Source organism: Rhodococcus sp. JS3073 (genome assembly GCF_026810085.1).
Classification (GTDB): domain Bacteria; phylum Actinomycetota; class Actinomycetes; order Mycobacteriales; family Mycobacteriaceae; genus Rhodococcus_F; species Rhodococcus_F wratislaviensis.
In genome coordinates, this window is the sequence record NZ_CP113952.1 from 621223 (window position 1) to 638453 (window position 17231).

Annotated in this window: 12 protein-coding genes and 2 pseudogenes; 8 read left to right on the forward strand and 6 right to left on the reverse strand. The window is 63.3% G+C overall.

Features of this window, described 5'->3' with window-relative positions:
* The first annotated feature begins 72 nt into the window (after positions 1-72).
* On the forward strand, positions 73-708 hold the full coding sequence (locus OYT95_RS40725; RefSeq protein WP_268793188.1) for a helix-turn-helix domain-containing protein: 636 nt from the start codon (positions 73-75) through the stop codon (positions 706-708).
* Between the two features lie 63 nt (positions 709-771).
* Positions 772-1396 (forward strand): annotated as a pseudogene (gene lexA, locus OYT95_RS40730) (transcriptional repressor LexA).
* A gap of 229 nt (positions 1397-1625) precedes the next feature.
* On the opposite strand, the gene OYT95_RS40735 reads toward lexA, so the two are convergent.
* Positions 1626-2567, reverse strand: a complete 942-nt coding sequence (locus OYT95_RS40735) for a hypothetical protein (protein WP_268793189.1) — start codon at positions 2565-2567, stop codon at positions 1626-1628.
* 21 nt (positions 2568-2588) lie between these two features.
* On the opposite strand from OYT95_RS40735, the gene OYT95_RS40740 reads away from it, so the two are divergent.
* The 6 genes from OYT95_RS40740 (at position 2589) to OYT95_RS40765 (ending at position 12843) form a co-directional block, all read left to right on the forward strand.
* The gene (locus OYT95_RS40740; RefSeq protein ID WP_268793190.1) at positions 2589-3320 is read left to right on the forward strand and encodes a hypothetical protein; all 732 of its coding nucleotides are present in this window, start codon (positions 2589-2591) and stop codon (positions 3318-3320) included.
* 348 nt (positions 3321-3668) lie between these two features.
* Positions 3669-4145: a hypothetical protein gene (locus tag OYT95_RS40745; protein WP_268793191.1), complete on the forward strand. Its 477-nt coding sequence runs from the start codon at positions 3669-3671 to the stop codon at positions 4143-4145.
* Between the two features lie 32 nt (positions 4146-4177).
* Positions 4178-4798 carry a hypothetical protein gene (locus OYT95_RS40750; RefSeq protein WP_268793192.1) on the forward strand — a complete coding sequence of 207 codons (621 nt, stop codon included), beginning with the start codon at positions 4178-4180 and terminating at the stop codon, positions 4796-4798.
* A gap of 460 nt (positions 4799-5258) precedes the next feature.
* Complete coding sequence (locus OYT95_RS40755) at positions 5259-9512, forward strand: nSTAND1 domain-containing NTPase (RefSeq protein WP_268793193.1); 4254 nt, start codon at positions 5259-5261, stop codon at positions 9510-9512.
* Between the two features lie 222 nt (positions 9513-9734).
* The gene (locus OYT95_RS40760) at positions 9735-11171 is read left to right on the forward strand and encodes a tetratricopeptide repeat-containing protein (RefSeq protein ID WP_268793194.1); all 1437 of its coding nucleotides are present in this window, start codon (positions 9735-9737) and stop codon (positions 11169-11171) included.
* Between the two features lie 127 nt (positions 11172-11298).
* Positions 11299-12843 carry a patatin-like phospholipase family protein gene (locus OYT95_RS40765; protein WP_268793195.1) on the forward strand — a complete coding sequence of 515 codons (1545 nt, stop codon included), beginning with the start codon at positions 11299-11301 and terminating at the stop codon, positions 12841-12843.
* Between the two features lie 391 nt (positions 12844-13234).
* Here the strand turns inward: OYT95_RS40765 and OYT95_RS40770 are convergent, their stop codons facing one another.
* The 5 genes and pseudogenes from OYT95_RS40770 to OYT95_RS40785 all read right to left on the reverse strand — a co-directional run bounded on the left by OYT95_RS40770 (position 13235) and on the right by OYT95_RS40785 (position 17169).
* Positions 13235-13546, reverse strand: coding sequence for a hypothetical protein (locus tag OYT95_RS40770; protein ID WP_268793196.1), 312 nt, complete (start codon positions 13544-13546; stop codon positions 13235-13237).
* An 804-nt stretch (positions 13547-14350) separates the two neighbouring features.
* Positions 14351-14475 (reverse strand): annotated as a pseudogene (locus tag OYT95_RS44570) (dUTPase); the annotation flags it as partial.
* A 58-nt stretch (positions 14476-14533) separates the two neighbouring features.
* A complete protein-coding gene (locus tag OYT95_RS40775; RefSeq protein ID WP_268793197.1) occupies positions 14534-15124 on the reverse strand; it encodes an AAA family ATPase in 591 nt (196 codons plus the stop codon).
* Positions 15121-15504, reverse strand: coding sequence for a TA system antitoxin ParD family protein (locus OYT95_RS40780; protein WP_268793153.1), 384 nt, complete (start codon positions 15502-15504; stop codon positions 15121-15123). Before OYT95_RS40780 ends, OYT95_RS40775 begins: the two co-directional genes overlap by 4 nt.
* Before the next feature lie 660 nt (positions 15505-16164).
* Positions 16165-17169 (reverse strand): acyl-CoA dehydrogenase family protein, encoded by a 1005-nt coding sequence (locus tag OYT95_RS40785; protein WP_268793198.1) that lies wholly within the window; start codon positions 17167-17169, stop codon positions 16165-16167.
* Positions 17170-17231 lie beyond the last annotated feature (62 nt).

Here is a 17231-nt window from a genome sequence, read left to right on the forward strand (position 1 = left end):
GCCGCCATCGGAAGCCGCGGCGAGTGTGAGTCATTCGGTAACCGCGCCAGCCTTGTTTGATAAACTAGAATAATGTCCAGCAAACTGGAAGACGTGTCGGATCCTACGGTGAGCAATACCCCAAACCCGTCGGAGGGGGAACCGTCGATCGGTCCCGCGCTCCGGGAAGTTCGACGGCGGCGAGGGCTGTCGCTACAGCAGGTCGCGCTCGCTACCGGAATCTCGAAATCGTTTCTATCCCTGGTCGAAAACGGAACGAACGACATCACGTTCGGCCGACTACGCCGGCTGATTGACCTTTACGGGATCGATATCGCCGACCTCCTTCCCGTTCAGTCATCCACCGAGACGGCGGTACGGCGCAGTGATCGCAAGAAGCTCTACTCACCGGCCGACGGCATCGACATCTACCTCGCGTCGCCCGACACCCGTGGCGACCTACTAGCCGGCATCGCCCACCTAGCCCAAGGGTCGGCCATGACCGAAGACGCCACCCACCCCGGCGACGAATGGGTCCATGTGACCAGCGGAGTGATCGACCTCGTCCTCGACCACGGCGTCACCACCGTCAGGCTGCAGGCCGGCGACAGCGCATACCTGCGAGCCGGGCGCGCGCATCGGTTCGGCGCACCCACCGAAGAACAGGCTGAGGTCATCACCGTGCTTGCGCAAGGCTCGCGATGGCGTCCGTCCAGCGAAACGCACTGACTGCACTAGCATGTCGAGGGAGGCCAATCGTTCAGAGACTCGCTCGTGGTCGCACGCCTCCACATAGACCAAGGAAATGTTGTCACCCCTACGATTCTTCGGCTGACCGATTACGACGGCCTCGACGCCTCCACCCTGCCATCCCGCCAGCAGCGGATTCTGGCAACGATCCGGGACTGGGTGGCTGCACACGGATGCCCGCCGAGCACCCGACAGATCGGGGACGCGGTGGGCCTGCGGTCGACGTCGTCGGTGTCCAAGCAATTGGATGTGCTCCCGTTCCTGTCCGGGGCGACGCACGGTCGCTCGTCTGACAACAATGTGACGGTACCGGTAGTCGGTGGCATCGCAGCCGGCACGCCGATCCTCGCGGAGGCACGCCGATGAGATGCTGACGCTCCCTTGCGAGCTGGTCGGCTCGGGCACCGTGTTCGGGCCGCGGGTGCGCGGTGAGTCGATGATTGACGCCGCGATCTGCGACGGTGATGTCGTTGTGGTGCGCCGCCAGGACGAAGCCTATTCCGGCGAGATCGTCGCCGCGATGATTGATGGCGAGGCCACTGTGAAGGTGCTTCGGCACCGCGATGGCCACGTCTTCCTCGAGCCCCGCAATCCCGCCTATACCGCGATTGACGGCGACGACGCAGTCGTCCTGGGCAAGGTGGTATCGGTGATGCGCCGGATCTGAGGATTGCGCAAATGTGAACGCTGAAACACGCCTCGAGGCTGGTTCTGTAATCGTGTCCGCTCCTCGAATGCTGTTGCCCGGCCGCGTAGCTCGTGACCGGGCAGCGCGATTATGGCAGTCAGGCGGTCATCACGCGTCGTTCCACTCGTCCGGATCTTGCCCCTAGTGGCAGCGTCGACCTAGGATCCGCTCACTCTCGATTGCAGGAGTCCTGGTCCAGGCGTCATTTCTACTCGATGATGCTTTCGGGAAGCCTGTCTGTGTCGAACAGTCGCGCGAGCTTTCCGAACGCCCCGAGATCACCATCGACACTGGCTGATGTCACCATGAGCCGATTGATCATGATCCGAGCCGCCTGCTCTTCCACCGTTCCGACGGCGAACAGGAGTGACCATGAGCAAACCTGCCCGTCGCGATGCGCACGACCCATCGTTTGGCGTGCGGCAATTCCGGAGTAGCGAGGCTGGTGGAAGAACCCGATGCGACGTGCCGATGAGGCGCGGGAACCGTCGACCATCAACTCGGACGCCTGCAGATTGGTCGCAGATGCGGTGTTGAACACCACGACCGGGTTGTGGCCGCGCTGAAATCTCATGCGCTCCGTCTCGAGATCGCCCCCGCCGAAGATGCGCGAGACGCCAATGCCGTGCTCCTCCAAGAGGCTGGCCACCGGGTCGGCGGCCGTGGTGACCAATTCGACGGCGACGAGTACCTGGTAGCCGCGTTCGACGTGTGCGGCTACCAACTCGGCGGTCTGCGGGGCTCGCAGCATGCCTGCCTTCTGCCGGAACCGCATCAGAGCGGCACGGCCGCGGGCGGTGTCGTTCCCTTGGCGGGCGATCCTCATCGCGCTCCGGAACTCACTCCAGTCCTGGTGGTACGCAGCCCATTGTGTGGCGGTGAAGTCGAGTGGCAGGCCGTCGACAGGTGGCGGCCCCCAGGGCGCGTCGCGATGCACCATGACGGGCGGGTCGCAGTCGGTCATCCACTTCCGGACGCGGGTGACGGCCTGATGCTGCAGCCGCTGAGAACCTTTTGCTTGGTCGTTCCAGTCCCATTTCCCCTTGTCCCACCCGGGAGCCAGGGGAAGTCCACGCTCGACCAGCTTCTGACCAAGATCGGCCCACCCGCCCGGCGGGTCATCGTGCAGCTGCGCGAAAAGCGAAGACAAGTAGGTGTATTCGCCTGGGTGATGACCCGGCGTCGCCGTCACGGTTATCACGAACGGCGCCTGGAGCGGTATCGGGTGACCGGGATGCGGGAGTTGGCGCCGACCTCGTGGTCGACGGAGGTCTCGCGGCTGCGCACGGTGGCGCGGGCGGTGACGCGGCGGGCGCCGTGGCCGGCGCCCGGCATGGGCGGGTCGCGGCGGGGCCTGTCGGCGCCGTACACGCACGAGCAGCTCGAGTCGTACTGGGCGGCCGCAGAGGCGCAGAACGGGCCGTTTCGGGTGCAGGCGATGACCGCGGTTCTGGCGTTGACGGTGGGGGTCGGTGCCCGTCCGGGGGAGCTGTTCGCGGTCACGGCGGCCGACGTGATCGAGGTCGACGGGGTAGTGGCGGTGGTCCTCGGATCGGTGTCGGCGGGCCGGGTGGTGCCGGTGCGGGCGGGGTGGGTCGAGAGGCTGAAGGGGGTCGTTGCGGGGGCGGGTGCGGGGCCGTTGGTGGCCTCGCAGCGGGCCGGCGCCGATCAGGCGGCGGCGCTGTGCGCCTCGTTCGAGTACCCGGCTGGGTTGCCGCGGTTGGCGGTGGCGCGGTTGCGGTCGACGTGGCTGACCGGTGTGTTGTCCGATTGTGGGGTGGCGGAGATCTTCGCGGCCGCCGGGATCGTGAGCGGAAAGGCGTTTTCGGATCTTGTGCCGTATCTTGCTGCGCCGGAAGTCGGGTCGCCCGGGTGGCGGCGGTTGGCGGGAGGGCGGCAGTGATGGCGCTGCGGACATCGGAGGAGATCATCGAGCAGTACACCCCGCGGATGCCGGCGCAGCAGTGGGAGGAGATCGCGGCGTTCGTGCGTGACGTCGTCCGGCGGGGGTTCGGTCCGTGTTGCACGCGGCAGTGGTTGAACCAGATCTCGACCGTGACGTCGATGGTGGCGTGGGCGCGCGAGCAGGGGTTGCCGCTGGATGTCGAGCAGATCTTTCATCCGGCGACGGTGAACCGGTACGCGGTCACCGTCCCCGGGTTGGCGGACGCGACACGGTCCTGTCGCCGGTCGGCGCTGACGGCGTTGTCGCGGCGGATCACGCGGGTGGCGCCGTGGGAGCCGTCAGGCGTTGCCGCACAGCCCGGTGTCGCCGCCGTACACGAGCGAGCAGGTGGAGACGTTGCTGTGGTGGGCGCCGCGGCAGGCGAGTGCGGTCCGTCGGCGGGGTCTGGCCGCGGCGGTGGCCCTCGGTGTCGGCGCCGGCCTGGCCGGCGCCGAGATGGTGTACCGCGAGGCGGTGCTCGGGTCCGCGGAGCAGGCGGGCGGAGGGCACCTGTTCCGGGATCCGGTGCCGCGGGTCGAGTTCGTCGGGGAAGTGTTGGAGCACTGTGATCTCCCGCCCGGTCTGCGGCCGGTGACGTCGTCGAGGTTGCGGTGCACGTGGGTGTTGGCGATGCTGCAAACGGTGCCGCTGCCGGTGTTCCGGGATCTGTCGGGGGTGGGCGAACGTCAGATCCTTGCGCTCTCGCGCAGTCTGGAACGCAGGCCGCGGCGGGCGTGGACGGCGGCCGAACTCGACGCCCTCGCGAAGGCGGTGCCCTGGTGAGCGGGAAGGGCAGGGTTCGTCGATTGCACGAGGTGTCCACCACTGTTCACCGGACCGAGCCGTGGCAGTTCGATCGGGTGATCGTGGTGATCGAGCACTGTGCGGCGCGTGAGTTCGTGCGGGAGGTGGGACTGCCCGCGCACGTCGAGATCAGCTACAAGAGCGTCAACGACGCGTTGCGGCGGTTGATGAAGGCGTGCCGGTCGCCGCGCCATCCGGAGTGGGACGACCGCGCCGTCGCGCAGGCCCTGCGCGATGCCACGTTGTGGTGTCACCTGCTGGACGCCCCGGCCGGGTCGGATGCCCGCTACATCTACACGATCGGCATAGACGCCCGAATGGGCTGGCGTAGTAGTGAGTTCGAGGAAGGTATATTCTTCTGCGGCTTCGACCTGCAAGTGATCACGGATGTACCGTCCGCTCCCGGCCGTGGCCCGGTTGTGCACGTGGCCCGGGCGATGAACCTCTCGCCGGCGGGGGCGAACAAGGGAGTCAGCGGCCTGCCCGGAGTCCAGGCACTCGGCGACACCATCGGGAAGGCGCGCCATCTCATCGCCGACCGTGCCTACAACTCTCGGTTAGAGAGATGCTTCCCGCAGTTTGTCGGAAGCGGTGTCCGAGTCGGGGTATTCGGTGATGGACGCTCGCGGTAGACGTTCAAATATGGTTTGAGCTGCAAAGGACCCGTGACAATGCCAGAGCGGGGGAGGACGATCAAGTTAGAAACCAACCGGTTTTGACAATTTGTGCTATCCGGATGGGCGAGATCCCAGCCGGAACCGAGCACGTCCAGCAGCGGATGGCCTTCCTGTGTCCTGGTGGACGGCTTCGTCGCCGCGCGCGGGCGGGCGCGAAGTGCTGGAGTAGTGATCCCTTTGTGCACGGCAACACGGCTTTTGAGGTTCGGGCAGGCTCGTTGCCGTGCAGCGTCAGGTCATCGGACGGTTGGTAGTGCGCTACTGGTTATGGTCTGCGACTACTTCAAAGCAACGGCGGCACGGTTTCGCCGCCCCGGGAGGCATCGGCCCACCGAATCGGCAATCGTGGTCGGCTCGCCGAGACAGTTGATCCCGCAGGAAGTTGTAGCCTCATTTGGGTTTGGCGGGTGATGGTATGTCGCGCGTCTTTCTGAGTCATTCGAGCCGGGATTCGCGAGCCGCTATCGCGGTGAAAAGGTGGCTGATCGAGCAGGAACCGGGTTTGGCTGGCGAGATCTTTCTGGATTTGGATCCGCACACCGGGATCCGGCCGGGTGAGCGTTGGAAGCAGGCGTTGCAGCGGGCGAGCAACCGCTGCGAGGCGGTGATATGCCTGCTCTCCGCGAGCTGGCACTCCTCGCGTGAATGCACGTACGAGTTCCGGTACGCGGAAGCGTTGAACAAGGCGATCGTATGCGCCCGGCTCGAGCCGGTTCCGGACACTGGTATCACCGGCGACTGGCAGCGTTGCGACCTGTTCGGCGATGGCCCCACCATCGAGATTGTCGTTGATGGTGGGGACCCGGTGGTACTCACGGTCGATGGTCTGCACCGGTTGCTTGACGGGCTGCGTGCGTTGGGGATCGGAGCAGAGTATTTTCCGTGGCCGCCGCCGGCGGACCCGGAACGGGCTCCGTACCGGGGTTGGGAACCACTAGATGAGGCCGATGCTGCGGTCTTTTTCGGGAGGGACGGTCAGATTCTGCGCGGATTGGACGCGGTACGGGGTATGCGCGTTTCCGGTGTGGAGTCGTTGCTGGTAATTCTAGGCCCCTCGGGAACTGGAAAGTCGTCGTTTCTGCGGGCCGGTTTGCTACCCCGGCTGCGTCGCGACGACCGCGCGTTCTTGCCGCTGAACATCGTGCGCCCCGAACGGGCCGTACTCACCGGCGAGCTCGGGCTCGCCCATTCCCTCTATAGTCTTCGCGCCGGCCTGGGGCTGTTACAGCCGCAGTTGGGGGAGATCAAGGCTGCCTGCCTCGAATCCGACGTCGACCGGCTGCTTGCGTGGTTCGCCGAAGCCCGACAGGCGGCACGCGCCCGTCTGCTCGATGCGCCCCCGGAAGCACCGGCGCCGACGCTGATCTTGCCGCTCGACCAGGGTGAGGAACTCTTTAGCGCCGATGCGGGACCGCAAGCCCCACGATTCCTGCAGATCCTGGCAGCACTATTACGCCAAGACGCCGAGGCTGCCCCCGGGTTGATTGTTGCGGTTACCATCCGCGCCGACCGCTACGAGCCGCTACAAACAGCACCGGAGTTGGCCGCGGTACAAAGTGTGGTGTTCGACGAACTCAAGTCGATGCCACCGGCCGAGTTCAAGGAGGTCATCACCGGCCCGGCCCGGCGCGCGACCGAGGCCGGACGAAGATTGACAATCGAACCAGCGCTGGTCGACCGCCTGCTGAAAGACAGTTCCGAGGGGGCGGACACCCTGCCGCTGCTGGCCCTCACCTTGCAGCGTCTCTACTGTGACTTCGGCGATGACGGGAATCTGACCGTGGCCGAGTACGAGACGATGGGTGGAATGCCACGAGTGGTGCAGACCGAGATCGACCTCCTGCTCAATCCCGACCCTGCTGCCCGGAAGGCTCAACTCGACACCTTGCACGATGCGTTCATCCCGTGGCTGGCCACAATCAACCCAGACAACGACCAACCGATGAGACGCCTCGCCCGCGGGTCCGACCTGCCGCCGGCTAGCTCCACCCTGATCGACGCGTTCGTCGAGAAACGGTTGCTGGTCAGGGATATTCGCAACGGACAGCCTGTGTTCGAGGTCGCCTTGGAAAGTTTGCTTCGTCAATGGCGTGAACTTGCCGAATGGCTACAAACCGAAAGCCGGAACCTAAAGGACGCTGACATCCTCGAGCGTGCCGCCGCGGACTGGCGAACGAACCATCGCCATGATGCGTGGCTACTCGAAGGGGAACGTCTTAGCGAATTCGAGAGACTCGCAACTCATGTGGGTTTCGAGGACAGATTGAGATCGACGCGCGAGTACCTTAGCGCGTCGCGACAGCGTGAAGATGCGCGGCAAAAAGAGGAAAAACGTCGACAAGAGATTGAGCTGCAGGCCGCGCGGGACCGGGAGCATGCCGCCCAAGCCCTCGCCACCGAGGCGCAACGCCACGCGGTGGTTCTCCGCAAGCGATCACGAGCGTTGAGAATTGTACTGGCGGTCACTGCGGTAATTGCGTTGGTCGCCGTGTATGGGTTGGTAGGCGCTGTACAGGCTAGGAACCAAGCAGAGGAGCGCACAAACCAGGCAACCGCTCTGCGGTTGATTTCCGAGGCCGAGCAGATTGTCGCCGGTGATCGGTCGGGAAGTGATGTTCAGGCACTGCAACAAGTTCTCGCAGCCACGGAGCTGCGAGAGAGGGCAGATGGCGATGCTCTTGTGAATGCTCGGATCGACGGCGCAGCATATGACCTGGTGAATGGACGGCGTGACCAAGTCCGGGTCATCGAGACTCCTTCACCCGTTGATGCAGTGGCTGTAAGCCCCGATAGTCAACAGATCGCCTCGGGCAGCGACAACGCCACTGTGTACCTCTGGAATGCTGGCAGCGGTCAGCAGGTAGGTGAGCTGCACCACGAGAAGTACCCGGTGCGCGGCATTGCATTTAGCCCGAACGGCAAGTGGATTGTAACCGGCGGCGGGGACCGGAACGTGCGGCTGTGGGATGCCAAGACTGGCGATCCGATCGGGGCGCCGATGAAGCACGATGAGGCGGTACATAGCGTCGACGTCAGCAGTGACAGTCGGCTCATTGTCTCCGGCGGAGAGGATTCCACAATTCGGCTGTGGGAGACGTCGAGCGGCCGACCGGCTATCGAACCGATCAGGGACGGCGGAGGAATTGTCCGAAGCGTCGCATTCAACCCCGCCGGTGATCGCATCGCTTCCGGTGATGAAGACGGCAATCTTCGGGTCTGGGACACCAGCGGTCGGCAGGTCGGTGAGGCACGGACCGGCACGAAGGTGTTGAGCGTCGCGTACAATCCTGCCGGCGATCGCATCGCCTCCGGCGACCTCGACGGCACTATTCGGATATGGGATGCGAACGGCCTTCCAGTGGACCAGACGTTTGCAACGGTAGGCGGCGTGCTGAACAGCATCGCGTTCAGCCCCGATGGAAGCCAAATCATCTCCGGCGGTGGCGCCAGCGCAGTTCAGATATGGGACCTAGCAACGCGCCAAGAGATTGGGGATCCGACAATCATCAACAGTGGTGCGGTGATGGGCGTCGCGTTCAGCCCGAACAGCCGCCAGATCGTGTCAGGCAGTAGGGACGGTACGGTGCACGTATGGGATCCGATCGCCGCCACACCGATCCAGACGAGCCAGGGCTCGATCCACGCTGTCGCCTACGGTCCGGATGGTCAGCAAGTCGCTTCGGCCGGCGAGGACGGCACGGTGCGAACGTGGGATGCGAAGTCCGCCAAACCGATTAGTTCACCATTCGGGGATCCGAGTGGTGGCGAGAACGCAGTACTCAGCGTCTCTTACAGCCCGGATGGGAAGCGTCTCGTCTCCGCCGGAAAAGATGGTGCAGTGAGGTTGTGGGACGTGACTACCCGCCAAGCAGTGGTGTTGCCGATGGTCCCCCCAGTTGGCGCACCGCCGACGCGCCCACCGCCGCCGCCCACCGAACCGCACTGGGTGCAAAGTGTCGCGTTCAATGACGACGGTTCCCGGATCGTGTCGGGCGGCAGCGACGGCGCAATACGTCTGTGGGAGGTAACCGGCCGGCCGATCGGTGCGATATACGGACATGCGGGGGTAGTCAGGAGTGTTGCATTCAGTCCGAACGGCCAACAGATAGTTTCCGGTAGCTGGGATTTCTCTATCAAAATGTGGAGTGCCAACAACCTATCCTCATTCGGCAATCCAATGACTGAGTCAGGGATGTATGAGGTATATGGCGTCGCTTTCAGTCCCGACGGCCATCGCATTGTCTCCGGGAGCTATGACTCAGCACTCCGCGTGTGGGATGCAGACAGCCAGCAGAAGGTCGCTGAAATCGAGGGTGATAACAATATGGTGTGGAGCGTCGCCTTCGCACACGACGGCCGGTGGATTGCATCGGGGAGTGACAATGAAGTGCGGCTCTGGGATGCCGACACCTACGAGGCGGTGGGTCAGCCGTTTGTGGGCGCTCAAGGTTTGGTCCGAAGTGTCTCGTTTAGCCCCGACGATCGACAGATTGTTTCTGCGAGTTGGGACGGACTCCTGCGATTCTGGGCGACACCATCAGATGTCAATGGAGCTCTGTGTGGGAAGCTCAATAGCAATATGAGCCGCCAGCAGTGGGACGAATGGGTCTCTCCGAGCATTGACTATGCAGAGGTTTGTCGCGGTCTACCAATCCCGCCCGACGAATGATGACTCCGACGGGACTACTCGTATCCGGGGGCGCAGACAGACCATAGATGGTTCGCAAGGCGCGCAAGACAGTCCGCCAGAGCACCTTGAGGGTAAGTCCCGGCACGGGATGTAGGACGAGGGTCGACCAGTGGCATTTGCCCGCCGCCCCAACTACTCTGGAATAGAGGATTGGATGAAGAATTACGGGTAGCCGTGGCGGAATCCTGAAAGGCGTCGGTGATGCCGAAACCAATCGCGTTCATGGTGATGCCCTTCGGAGTGAAGTCAGTTGATCGGGCCGAACTGCACGTCCCCGGCTCAGTGGACTTCGACGCACTGTGGGAGAGGGTGTACCTGCCGGTACTTGGAGAGATCGGTTACGAGGCGGTAAGGGCGGACCGCGACCTGGGGGCCCTGATTATCACCGAGATGATTCAGCGGCTCACGATAGCCGATCTGGTTGTCGCTGACCTCACTCTTCCGAATGCCAACGTCTACTACGAGGTGGGTGTGCGACATGCAGCACAGCAGCGCGGTTGCGTTCTCCTCGCGGCGGATTGGGCTAGGCCGATGTTTGACCTCGCACAAATGACTCAGTTGCGGTTCCCGCTCACCGACGGGTCCATCCCCGAGCATGTCGCCAAGGAAGCCCGGACCAAGCTCATTAAGGAACTCAAGCGCTTCGTTGACAGCACGTCCCCCGTGTTCGACGCAGTCACCGGCTATCCTGACCACATCAATCTAAGCCAGATGTCCGCCTTTCGTGCCACAGTCGATCAGCTGTTCGCCTTCGATGCCGACGTGCGGGAGGTCCGCAGCCTTCCGGCGCCGGATCGTGCCACGGCGGCACGCGCAGTCGCGGAGCGATACGGTTACGAACCAGCCGTGCGCGACGCTGTTGCCCTCCAACTGTTGAGGCTGCTGTGTGAGACCGCACAGGAGCGAAAAGACTGGGCATTTGAACTGAATTACATCAGGAACTTGCCCGCCCGACTTGTCCACCATCCGATAGTCGCTGAGCAACGCGCACTTGCGCTTGCGAAAAAGGGCGATGTGTCGGCCGCCGCGGCCGCCATTGAGCAGTTCATCTCCACGCACGGCGCCACTTCGGAACGTTACGGCCTCCTGGGCGGCCGATACAAGCAGCTCTTGCGGGCAGCGGTTACACCCAAGCATCGGCGTCACTATCTCGCCAAGGCTATTGATAGTTACGAAAACGGCATGTTGCTCGATCTGAACAACTATTACCCTGCATCCAATCTTCCACGCCTATATCGTGAGCGCGGTATGCAGGGCGATCTGAAACGCGCCGAGGAAGCAGCAATAATCACGACCGAAGCATGCAGGCGCGCAGATAAATTGGGCGCAGAGGACGAGTGGACCAAGTCCGCGATGTTGGGTATCGCGTTCTTTAATGGCGATCTCATCGGGGCACGAAAGCTGACGTCGCAGTTCGAAGCAGACGGACCCGGAGCTTGGCAATTGGAGGCGACGATCGGCGATCTGCAGATCGATACCGCTCAACAAGTCGATCCCGAGATTCGTGCGGAGCTGAACTCCGTTCTCGACCGACTTGTGGAACTGATATCCCCACCCACACCGATGGACAGACCACCATCAGTAGCCAAGCACGCGGCGGATCCGGGCGCGTCGACGAGTACGGACCGTGATGCCTGACATGCCAACTGTGGTAGTTGTCAGCGGCCACATGGTAGACACCCCAGATCGGTCCCGACCGCGATTTCCGCCTCAAGAGGTTGAGCGAGTCGCAGCTGAGGTCGATGACACCTTCGAAATGTGGGGCGTGGGGCCGTCGACCACCGTGATCACCGGCGGTGCGCGGGGCACGGACATCATTGCCGCGGAAGCAGGACTCGCCCGCGGGGCTCATCTGGTGCTCTGCCTCGCCCTACCTGCGACTGAATTTGAGCAACACTCCGTCACGATTCCTGACACCCAATGGCAACAACGGTTCAGGTCGCTTCTGGCACGCGCTGATGTCGAAGTTGTCAACTTCGGCGGGATTCCACAAGGCTACGACGTTTACGCCGCAACCAACATTCGGATCATTGAACGGGCACGTATGCTCGATCCGCGGCCACACGCGCTTCTGGTGTGGGATGGCCAGCACGGAGATGGCCGCGGTGGCACACATGATTTTGTCCACCGACTCGGGTATACCGGACCTGACCCCCGCGTCCGAGTCATCGATCCGACGGCCCGCCGCTACGAAGCTAGGCAGACCATGCCCGGTCCAAAGAGGCTTCTTGCCCTCGACGGCGGCGGCATCCGCGGCACACTCACCCTCGAGATACTGAGAAGTATCGAAACTGAGCTTCGTGAGCATCGGGGTTGCAATCTCGTGCTCAGTGACTACTTCGATTACATCGGCGGAACCAGTACGGGTGCGATCATCGCCGCTGCGCTTGCGCGCGGCAAGTCGGTCGGCGAAATACAAGATAGGTACGAAACTCTCGGCTCAAAGGTATTCAAGCGAAGGCTGTTTCCGATGTGGCTTCGCTCGATCTATCGCGACAGCAGGCTGACGAGTGAACTCGACGACTTCTTCGGTGCTGGCCTCACACTGGGCGACCCAGAGTTCCGATCACTATTGCTGGTGGTCCTCCATAACACTGTCTCCGATTCGGCGTGGCCACTGAGTAACTGCTCCAAGGCGCGGTACAATCGCGCCGAGCGATACCTCAAGCCAGCGCCCGACCGAAATCTCGATCTCCCGCTCACGAAGCTGATCCGCGGAAGTGCTGCTGCACCAGTGTATTTTTCGCCGGAAAGTTTGCGGATCGGCACAGATGACTTCGTGTTCCAGGACGGGGGACTGACGCCGTTCAACAACCCGGCACTACTAATGTTCTTAATGGCCACCCTTCCGGAGTACGGATTGCAATGGCCAGTTGGACAACAGAATATGCTGATCGTGTCAGTCGGCACCGGATCGGCCGCTGCAGTCCACACTGGACTTCGCGCTAAGAATGTCCACCTACTTTTCAACGCCAAAAACCTTCCCGCAGTGTTGATGCGTGGCGCCGCGGTCGGCCAAGACCTCATCTGCCGATCCCTAGGCCGGTGCCTCACTGGTCGACCGATAGATAGCGAGGTGGGTGACAGGCTCAATTGTGCCAGCGTAGCTGGAGAAAGTTTGTTCACCTACCTGCGGTACGACGCAGATCTATCCAGCGAAGCCCTACACCGCGCTGGCATCACATCTGTTCGCGAACAGGAACAGATCCGCAAACTCGATGGTGTCGGCGCGATCCCGCAGCTGCGGGCAATCGGAGAAGCGGTTGGCCGGGGAGTAGATCTAGGACATCATTTCCAGGGTTTTGTGTGACGCCTCGCCGCTACTGCACGCACACCGAGCGGCCCGTCGGTAACCTCCGGTCGCATAGGTCACAACCCGAAGGTGGCGAGTGACGTCACTAGCGGGTCGGGAAGTAGGCGCCGGCGTTGAGACTGACAGTGCATAGGCAGCGTGCTTCGACTGTCGGGAAGGTCTGACCCGGTCGGAGTGTGGGTGCCGGATCATGTGACTCGGCATGGAGGTCCATCTAGGAATTGGGTGCGGTAGACGATGCGAGACTCGATCTCCGCCGTGGTGATGCAAACTAAGCGTTGTCTCCTGGGCTGAAGTGTACGGATCGATGAAGAAGTCGGTATCGGTCGCAGACGAGCCATCGACCAACCAGCCCACCGCTCGTGTGCGAACGAGGATAGTCGGTGGCTCACCGGGAGGGCGCGACCTCGGAAAGGGTGGTGCCGTTTCGGTCGGTGGTGGATTCACTGGTGGCGCGATAGACCAGCGAGACCAATTGGGCCGTCGCCGGACCAGCCAGCGCGATCGTTCCGAACATCATCCAACCTACGACATCAGGGTGCGGGGAGGCGAGGTCCTCTCGCGGCTCCAGCAGCAAGTTATTGGCGATCGCGCCGAGTGTTCCGATCAGACCGAGTGCTGCTACTGACGATCGCCGAACCCACACGTTCTCGGAGAACACCACAGCACCGCCGAGTGCCAGTACCGAGACGACCGTCATTGCAGTGAATATCTAACGCTCCGAGGCCTGTCCATCGCGGACTGCGAACGATGTGGACAGAATTGCGGAAGCGGTCAGCACCACCCCGCCCAACAGTAGATCTACGATCGGGATGCACCTACGCACAGCACTCACTTTCGCTTTGGTCCGATTCTCGGCCGAGACAGACGCTTCAGATGTCATGGACAGATTCTTGCGTGGGGCACCGACAAGGTCCTTCGGTCCTAGTTCGAGCTTGCACGGGGAACGTCAACCGCCGACAACCCCGTCAAGAATCGCCGAATTGATCGTCTCGCGAGCACATGCCCCGTCGGCGGCAGATCGCCGCTCGCCGATCTGGCGGCCCCGCTGTAGTCCAGCCTCATAGATCTCCGTCATTTGGATGGTGGTGGCGGTACCGACGCTTGGAGCGTGGTCGTATCCGGGCATGCCAGTCGCATTGAGACCCGCATGAAAACGCGCCTCATGACGCTCTGCACCCACCAGTAATGATCTGCACCGACCACCACCAAACGTCGGTAGCGCGCGACCGTCTTATGTTCAGCAAGACCGCGCTCCGAGACCCGCTTGGCGCGGCTTCCAACCAACAGCCTCTCTGGTTATGCCCGCAGACTTTGTCGATAGTTGCGACTGCGTCTGCGGCCATTGCATGTCCGCGGCCGTGCGCGTCTCCGCCAATCACATCCAGCAACACAGGTCGGTCGGCTACCAATCCTGAGGACCGGCCGGCCACTGGTGGGGTGAATCCGCCAACGCGGGGGACCGGGTCGTCTAGCTGGTTTCGTCGACCAGACCCCATTCCAGCGCGGTGTCGGTGTCCTTGACGTCCACGATGGGGGACTGGGTGTCCTTCGGCTGGCGGTGAGCTGTTCGAGGGAGGTGTCCGTCTCGTCGGAGTCGGTGACTTTCGGTGCGTCGTGGTCGGTGGCCGTGCCTGTTGGTTCCTCATGTTCTGGGTGTTCGGATCCGCCAGGCTGTTGACTGCGCCTATGGTTGCTCGCCGCGGCTGGTGTGCGAGGTCAGTTCTGCGGGTGTCCATGCGGGCCAGGTGGCTTCGCCGACGAGGTGTCCGTCGGTGAACTGGGCGACGATGCGCGGGCCGGTGCTCGCGCTGTTGTCGTACACGCTCACGTGATCGCACCGTGGGAACGCCTGAGCGAGCAGACCCCACAATCTGTGGTATCGCTGGCGGATCTTGTCTTCGGGCACATCGTGTCCGCCGGCGCGCACCCGGTAGCGCACACGCTGGACCGCTAGCTCCTCGGGAATCATCAGCACATGCAAGATGACGGTGTAGTCGTGTGTGCGTGCTTCGTCGATCAGCTCCAGCTTCGACCGATGGGAGAACACCGTCTCGGCGATGAACGATTTCCCCAGGGTCAGCAGGTGTGCCCGGGTCTTCGCGGCGATCTCCGCGGCCTCATAGGAGTGTGCAGCCGGATTCGCCGGCCATCGTTGTTTGGCGATCTCGTCGGCATTGACGAACGGGCTGGCCGGAAGCAGTGGAGCGAGAGTGAAGGCCACGAAGGTGGACTTGCCGGCGCCGTTGCAACCGACCACCAGGTCGAGTCGTTTCACTCGGGCAGGACTGTGCGCGTGCCGTCGGGACGGTACTCGATGATCTGACCGTCCTCGGACAGCGCGACCGTGGTGACTCCCTGGGCCGCGAGCGCGGCACCGTAATCGGTGGTGGCCAGTTGTTCCTCGATCGCCGCGTTGATCTCGGCGTTGAACACTGTGCCTTCTTCGGGTCCGAGTTCACCGATCGGCAACCGGCCGGCTAGAGCGTCTTCTACTCGGCGCCGGGCTGCGGTCTGCCGGCTCGAGACCGCACGTCCCACCCGGGCCCAGTGTTCGAGTTGCTGGCGTCCGGTGCGGTGTTGCCGTTCTCCCTCGGCCATGGCGCTGGCCACCAGGTCCGCTGCCAGGCGAGTGACCTTGTCTCCAGTGCTGTGCATCACTTCACTCCCGGGTGTTGTAGCTAGTTGCTACAAGTGTAGCTGATAGCTACAGGCGCTGTCGGGTTCCTGTTGTCGGAAGGTCCGCCCGAATCCCGCCGACGATCGTCGGTTCTTCCTTCGAGGCCACGCCGCCGGGTGCGGTGAAGGTCCCCTAAACGACAAAAAGCCGCCCCCAACTGGCCGTTGAGGTCAGTCCGGAGGCGGTTTAACGTGGAGTGTGCGGGCCGTATCCCGTCGGGTCGAGACTTGGCATTCCGGGATACGACCCGCCGAGTTTTTGCTGACTCCTGCCTCCGCTGCGAGCCGCCTAGCTGAGCTGCTCTCGAACTATCCCTGCGCGCGGTGCTCCACGCATGGTTCGAGGGCTCAAAGGGTAACTGGCCGAGACTCGCCAAGTCGCCTTACCGCGAAGGGGTCGTCCCGGGGTAGATGGGACTCGCGGCGGGGGTGGGTGATGCACCGTGCATCACGGTGGGCGGCGACCTGGCCGACGATTCTTCTGGTTCGGGCGCTGTTCTGCTGACTGATCAGAAGGGCGGGTCGGTCCGCTCGATCGCCGGTTCCGGTGGAGCGAGACGGGGAGGCGTGCGATGGGACTGAGGGTGCGAGAAGTCGGGGTCTGGGATCGCCGTCATGCGTCTCGGTCCGGCGGTTCCACTAGGGGTGGCGTGTGGTCAGGATGCGTGACCTGATTTCCGGGGTGGTGGTGCAGACCATGCTGAAGGCGGCTTCCCGGATCAGCCTCTCGGTGGGTTCGCCGCGTTGGACGGATCGGCTCCCTGCGGCGGTGGCGACGTAGGTGGCGGCGGTGACGGTGAATTGGCTGGCGTGGGCGCGGGCGTCATGGATGTCCCCGTCGCCGGTGGCCGCGTTATTGAGGGCCTCGCGGATGGTGGTGTGTGTTTCCCAAAGTTGCGGGGTGGGGTGTCCGGTGTGGTCGGCTTCGGTCAGGCATGCTCGTGCCACGCCGAGGGCGAGGGAGCCGTTGAGCCGGAGAACCAGTCGGTCCGCCAGGCTGAGTCCGCCGCGACGAGCCTTTCGGACGTGGATGACCGAGGCGTGGGGGACGTGGTGTTCGTCGAAGGTCAGTTCGACGGTGTGGGAGGCGTCGGCCGCGGACAGGGAGATTCGGTTCGCGTGGATGTTAGGGCCGTCGGTTGCGTCCATGAGGAATGTGACGGTCTTCTGTGCTCGGCGGTCGTATGCGGTGACCCCGAGGACGTCGACGAGGCCCCATCCGGTCACGAACGGTGCCTGCCCGGCAATGGTGTATCCATCGTCTGTTTCGGTGGCAATGATGAGGGGGTTCTCCGGGTTGGCGTAGCCGCTGCCGGAGACCCCGGCGGTGACGGCGCCGCTGCGCAGGTCGGCGAGATAGCGGGCTTTGAGGGTGTTGTTCCTCGACATCATCATTCGGAGGAGGGTGCCGTGGTGTTGTGCCCAGACGAATGCGGTCGCCAGGCACCCGCTGACGAGGATTTCGCCGACGTCGGCGAGGGTGTGGACGGGATCTGTGGGAGCGAAGGCGAGGCCGTAGAAGCCCCGGTCGCGTAGTGCGTCGAAGTGGGATGGCGGGATCTTCCCAGACCTGTCGACCTCTGTCGCCGCGGGGCGCAGCACCTGGTCGGTGAGGTCCTGCGCTTCCTGCACCCAGTCAGTCATGGCTGACACCGTATCCATACTGCGCCGCACCCCGCCGACGCACTCCAACGGTTGGGCGGACG

Coding starts and splice junctions, on each gene's coding strand:
- OYT95_RS40725 (WP_268793188.1), top strand. CDS start 73: ATGTCCAGCAAACTGGAAGACGTGTCGGATCCTACGGTGAGCAATACC.
- OYT95_RS40740 (WP_268793190.1), top strand. CDS start 2,589: ATGACCCGGCGTCGCCGTCACGGTTATCACGAACGGCGCCTGGAGCGG.
- OYT95_RS40755 (WP_268793193.1), top strand. CDS start 5,259: ATGTCGCGCGTCTTTCTGAGTCATTCGAGCCGGGATTCGCGAGCCGCT.
- OYT95_RS40760 (WP_268793194.1), top strand. CDS start 9,735: ATGCCGAAACCAATCGCGTTCATGGTGATGCCCTTCGGAGTGAAGTCA.
- OYT95_RS40770 (WP_268793196.1), bottom strand. CDS start 13,546: ATGACGGTCGTCTCGGTACTGGCACTCGGCGGTGCTGTGGTGTTCTCC.
- OYT95_RS40780 (WP_268793153.1), bottom strand. CDS start 15,504: ATGCACAGCACTGGAGACAAGGTCACTCGCCTGGCAGCGGACCTGGTG.
- OYT95_RS40785 (WP_268793198.1), bottom strand. CDS start 17,169: ATGACTGACTGGGTGCAGGAAGCGCAGGACCTCACCGACCAGGTGCTG.